Source organism: Collinsella sp. TF10-11AT, assembly GCF_003437565.1.
Taxonomy (GTDB): domain Bacteria; phylum Actinomycetota; class Coriobacteriia; order Coriobacteriales; family Coriobacteriaceae; genus Collinsella.
In genome coordinates, this window is record NZ_QSQW01000014.1 from 1 (window position 1) to 5308 (window position 5308).

General features: G+C 62.0%; 3 protein-coding genes. 1 reads left to right on the top strand and 2 read right to left on the bottom strand.

Annotation, left to right across the window (positions count from 1 at the left end):
• Window positions 1-360: 360 nt before the first annotated feature.
• Together DXC99_RS08820 and DXC99_RS08825 are read right to left on the bottom strand one after the other, a co-directional pair.
• Window positions 361-3261, bottom strand: a complete 2901-nt coding sequence (locus DXC99_RS08820; protein ID WP_117629941.1) for an ATP-dependent helicase — start codon at window positions 3259-3261, stop codon at window positions 361-363.
• Between the two features lie 227 nt (window positions 3262-3488).
• Entirely contained in the window at window positions 3489-4469 is a 981-nt protein-coding gene (locus DXC99_RS08825) for an undecaprenyl-diphosphate phosphatase (RefSeq protein ID WP_117629942.1), read from the bottom strand.
• A gap of 249 nt (window positions 4470-4718) precedes the next feature.
• On the opposite strand from DXC99_RS08825, the gene DXC99_RS08830 reads away from it, so the two are divergent.
• Entirely contained in the window at window positions 4719-5156 is a 438-nt protein-coding gene (locus tag DXC99_RS08830) for a universal stress protein (protein WP_117583590.1), read from the top strand.
• Window positions 5157-5308 lie beyond the last annotated feature (152 nt).

Below are 5308 nucleotides of genomic sequence, written 5' to 3' on the forward strand. Positions count from 1 at the left end.
AGAGCACATTAAGTGCTCTCCGGCTCGTGCGGAACTCGCGATCGACCAAACCCCGCGCCCCGTCCCGGCGAGCCTCCGACTAGCAACAACAATCACAACGCAACAAGGGGCTCCCCCGTTCATCAACGGAGGAGCCCCTTGCCATATCTAGCTATCGGCCCACCCGGCTCTCCAGACCAAAAAACGAACGAGCAAAGCGACGTTCGCAAGCAGCGTTATCAAAGGACCTGGGAGGGCGTATGGGGCAACATCGATCGCGAGTTCCGCACGCAAAGGAGAGCACTTAATGTGCTCTCCGTCTTGCGCAGGACTGCCCGAGCAGGCGATGTTGCCCTATACGCCCTCCCAGGTCCGCCGGGATTACGACAGCTTGACGATCGGTGCAAAACCTTTCATGAGCTTTTTAGTCTGGCCGGTTTTTTCGAATTGAACCTCGATCATGTCTCCGGCGACCGAGATCACGGTACCGGTGCCAAAGGTCTTGTGGCTCACGGTATCGCCCGCGGCAAAGTCCTGCGACGCGCTGGCGCGATCGACCTTGCGCTCCACCGTCGGCGACACCTTGGACGACGGCTTTTTAGCTCGCGGCGCGCCCGAACCAAAGGTCGAGGCAACACGGCCGGCGTCGGGCGAAACCCCGCGATGGCGCTCGGTGCCATAGGTGCTGCCACCAAAGAAATCGTCGAAGCTCGATCCGCCGCGCGAACCGGAACCGCCGGTCGAGCGCGTATGCGAACCGAACACCTTGCCGCCATACATATCCGAGCCCATGCCCGAGCCAAAGGTGCCGTGACGGTCGCCGCGCTTCTCCCAGCCCGTGCCCTCAAAACCGGCAGAACCGATACCGCTAAACTCGATATCCTCAAACGGAATCTCGTTGAGGAAGCGAGAGCGCGGGTTGGCAGAGGTCGAGCCGTAGGTGCGACGCGTGGCCGCATAGGTCAGGAACAGGCGCTTACGGGCACGCGTGATGGCAACGTAGGCCAGGCGACGCTCCTCCTCGAGCTTGCCCGGGTCATCGCTGCCGCCAAAGTCGTGCACGTGCGGGAAGATACCCTCCTCCATGCCGGCCACGAACACCGCCGGGAACTCCAGGCCCTTGGCGGAGTGGATGGTCATCATGGTAATGGCATGCGTCTCGCCGGCCAGGGAATCCAGGTCGGAGCGCAGGGCCAGCCACTCCATGAGTGCCGGCAGTGCCTTACAGGTGAGCGGACCGTAGGTGCGCTCGATCTCGTCGGCATGCACGGCGCCCGCCGGTAGCTCTGTTGGCACGGCATACGCGTTGCCCGCGATGGCGGCGGCCAGGGCATCCTGCGGCGAGAGCGCCGGGGCGGCTAGGCTATCGAGCGGATTGGAGCCCGCGGCGTCACGAGCGCCGACAAGTGCCTCAAACGAGGATGCCGGAGCGGACGGCCCCGGCTCGGACGCGGGCGCACTCACCACGACGGACTCGGACTCGGCGACGGACGGCACGTCGGCAACACCGGCCGCGCGCAGCTCTTCTAGACTCTCGAGCGTACCCTCGATATCCTCGTGCGTCTCCTCAAATTCGGCGGCGACGCCCAGGAATTCCTGGATGTTCTCGGCGCGGCTCTCGGACTCCATGGTGCCCTCGGCGCGAAACGCCTGCAGCAGGCCCGTCTTATCGACAATCATCTCGACGACGTCCTTGAGCTCGCCGTCCATGCGGCGGCCCTCGCGCACCAGCGCCACAAAACTCGACAGGCCGTTGCGCACCTTGGCACTAAACATGCCCGTCTCGGCTGTTGCGATCTCGCAGGCCTGGAAGAACGAGCAGCGGTTGTCGCGCGCCAGCTGCTCGATCTTTTGGATCGAGGTGGAGCCGATGCCGCGGCGCGGCGTGTTGATGACGCGCTTGACGCTCATCTCGTCGGCCGGGTTCACGATCATCTTGAGATAGGCCATGACGTCGCGAATCTCGGCGCGGTCGAAGAATCGCGTGCCGCCGACGATCTTGTAGGGCACGCCCGCGCGCAGGAACATATCTTCGAGGATACGCGACTGGGCGTTGGTGCGGTAGAACACGGCGATATCGTCGTAGCTCGTACCCTTGGCATGCAGCTTTTCGATCTCGCCGGCAATCCAGCGACCTTCGTCGCGCTCGTCGCTTGCCTGGAAAGCCTGAATCTTCTCGCCATCGCCCTCGGCCGTAAACAGGCGCTTGTCCTTGCGCTGCGAGTTGTGGCGAACAACGGCATTGGCGGCGCTCAGGATGTGACCCGTGGAGCGATAGTTCTGCTCCAACTTGACGGTCTTGCAGTTTTTAAAGTCCTGCTCAAAGTCCAGAATGTTGGTGATGTCGGCGCCACGCCAGCTATAAATGGACTGGTCGTCGTCGCCCACGACCATGAGGTTTTGGTACTTGGCGGCCAGCAGGTTGGCGATTTCGTACTGGACGTGGTTGGTGTCCTGATATTCGTCGACGCTAATGTAGCGGAAGCGCTCTTGGTACTTGTCGAGCACCTCGGGGCGGGTGCGCAGTAGCTCGAGCGTGCGCACGAGCAGGTCGTCGAAGTCCATCGCGTTGGCGGCGCGCAGGCGGCGCTCCAGCTCCAGGTAGACTTGCGCGGCCTTTTTGTCGTTGGGGCTATCGGCGCTCTTGAGCATGTCCTCGGGCCCGATCATGGCGTTTTTAGCAGAGCTGATCTTGCTGCGGATCATGTTGATGGGGAACTGCTTTTGCTCGATGCCGAGCGCCTGCATAATGTCGCGCACCATGCGCTTTGAGTCGTCGTCATCGTAGATGGTGAATTGACCGGTATAGCCCAGCAGGTCGGCGTCCTCGCGCAGCATGCGCACGCACATGGCATGGAAGGTGCACACCCACATGCCACGGGTGCCGCTTGGGATGAGTGCCGCCAGACGCTCGCGCATCTCGGCCGCAGCCTTGTTGGTAAACGTGATGGCAAGAACCTGCCAAGGCTTAACACCCAGGTCGCCGAGCATATGTGCGATGCGGAAGGTCAAGACGCGGGTCTTGCCCGAGCCGGCGCCGGCGAGCACCAGCAACGGGCCCTCGGTGGACAGGACCGCCTCGCGCTGGGCGGGATTAAGGCTGTCGATGTCGACGAGCGGCTTGGCGGGCTTGGGCGCCGGCGCGGGAGCGTCGTAGATGTCGAGCGGAACGAGCTCGGGCTCCGGCGCAGCGGGGGCGGTGTATGCATCGAGTGGCACGGGTTCCGGCGCGGGCGGCACGGGCGCGGCAGTGTTCTTTTCCCAGGGCAGGGGCTGGGTCATGGGCGACTCCTCATCTGACGGACGGCGCGCCTGCGGGCAGCGCCATAGTTTGAGCCGTACCAGTATACCGAGCCGCGCGGACACCGACGCAAATCACACCACGACTCCGTGCGCCACCATCGGACCCACCCCATCGCCCAAAAAAGAGGGCAGCATAGACCTTTTGGTCATGCCACCCTCTTTGAATGACAAGCTGTCGCTCTGGCCGCCGCGCAGCGTCGACTAAGTTAGAGGCCGAGCATGGGCTCCAGAACGAAGAAGTATGCGAGCACTACGATGCCCAGGATGATGCGGTAAACACCGAAGCACATAAAGTCGTGACGGCGGACGAAGCCCATGAGCCACTTGATGGCGATGAGCGAAACCACAAAGGCAACAACGCAGCCCACGCCCAAGATGGCGATCTCGTTGGTGCCGAACGTGCCGCCCTTGATGAAGTACTTGACCAGCTTGAGCGCACTCGCGCCAAACATGACAGGGATGGCCAGGAAGAACGTGAACTTAGACGCCACCGAGCGCGTGCAGCCCAAAAGCAGGCCGCCGATGATGGTAGAACCGGAGCGAGACGTACCAGGCACCAGCGAAAGCACCTGGAAGCAGCCGATACCCAGCGCAGTCTTCCAGCTGAGGTCCTCGAGCGTGGCGATGGAACCAAAGTCCAGGTTCTCGTCATCGTCCTCATCCTCAGCGGTAGCCGTGGCGGACGCCGCAAAGTGCGCACCGGCGGGACGTCCACCCGACACCACAGCACGCGAACCAAACGAACCGGCAACGGCCATTTCCTCGCGCTTGCTCGCGCGCCAGTTCTCGATCACGATAAACAGCACGCCGTACACAATGAGCGCCAGCGCCACGACGGGAGCGTTGTAGAAATGCTCCTCCATCCAGTCGTTGAGCGGCAGGCCGATCGCCGCCGCAGGAATGCAACCGAGCACAATCTTGCCCCACAGCACCCAGGTGTCGCGACGGCCCTCCTTGCCCTTGCTGGGCGAGAACGGGTTGAGCTCGTGGAAAAACAGCACGCAGACGGCCAGAATGGCGCCGAGCTGAATCACGACCAGGAACATATTCCAGAACGTCTCGCTCACGTTCATCTTGACGAACTCGTCCACCAAGATCATGTGGCCCGTCGACGAAACGGGCAGCCATTCGGTGATACCCTCGACCAGGCCCATGAAGGCAGATTTTAGAAGCTCGATAATATCCAAAGGGACCCCCTCGTTAGACACCCGCCGGTAGATGTTCTGCGGACGATGCGGGCGATGTCCCATTATCAACCGTTGGCGGTGCGACCGCGCCTACCCTTACCAAAAAACTCGCCCGTTCACAGAATTGCGAGCAGTTAAACCGAAATCCTTGGGTATAACTGCAACAAGATAAAGTGTCCGGCGGTCAACGCACCCGCGCCCGCCCGACGCACGAGCCCCGCGCCCGTGCGATAGACCAAGGAGGAAACCATGAACGAGGGTTACACCAAGGTATTTGTTTCACTCGACGGTACTGAGCAGCAGGATTTTGTGCTCGCACGCGCCATCAAGGTCGCCGCGAACAACGGCGCCAAGCTGATTATCGGCCACGTTATCGATTCCACGGCGCTCGAGAGCGCCGGCTCCTATCCGGTCGATTTGGTCAACGGTCTGGAGGAGGCCTTTAAGAACTCCATCGAAAAGCAGCTCGAAGAGGCCAAGGCCAATCCCGATATTCCCGAGGTCGAGGTCATGATACGCGCCGGTCGTATTCGCGAGACGCTCAAAGACGAGATGCTCGACGTGGTCAAGCCCGACCTGGTGCTCTGCGGCGCTCGCGGCCTGTCCTCGATCAAGTATGCGCTTCTGGGTTCGATTTCGACGTTCCTGCTGCGCAATACCGACTGCGACATTTTGGTCGTAAAGTAGCGTTGCTCCCACCGGCCGCGGGGCCTGCGGGGTTTCCACGGGCACGTCCTCGCCGCGTTGCGGCTGCGGGATGTGCCCTTAGGAAACCCCTCCCGGCCTCGCGGCCTTCGCAGCCTTACTTCAGCGAGTTGGCTGATAAAAGATGGCGTGGG

Bases quoted from the DNA above. Each gene is read 5' to 3' on its own strand.
- DXC99_RS08820 (WP_117629941.1), bottom strand. From the start codon at position 3,261: ATGACCCAGCCCCTGCCCTGGGAAAAGAACACTGCCGCGCCCGTGCCG.
- DXC99_RS08830 (WP_117583590.1), top strand. From the start codon at position 4,719: ATGAACGAGGGTTACACCAAGGTATTTGTTTCACTCGACGGTACTGAG.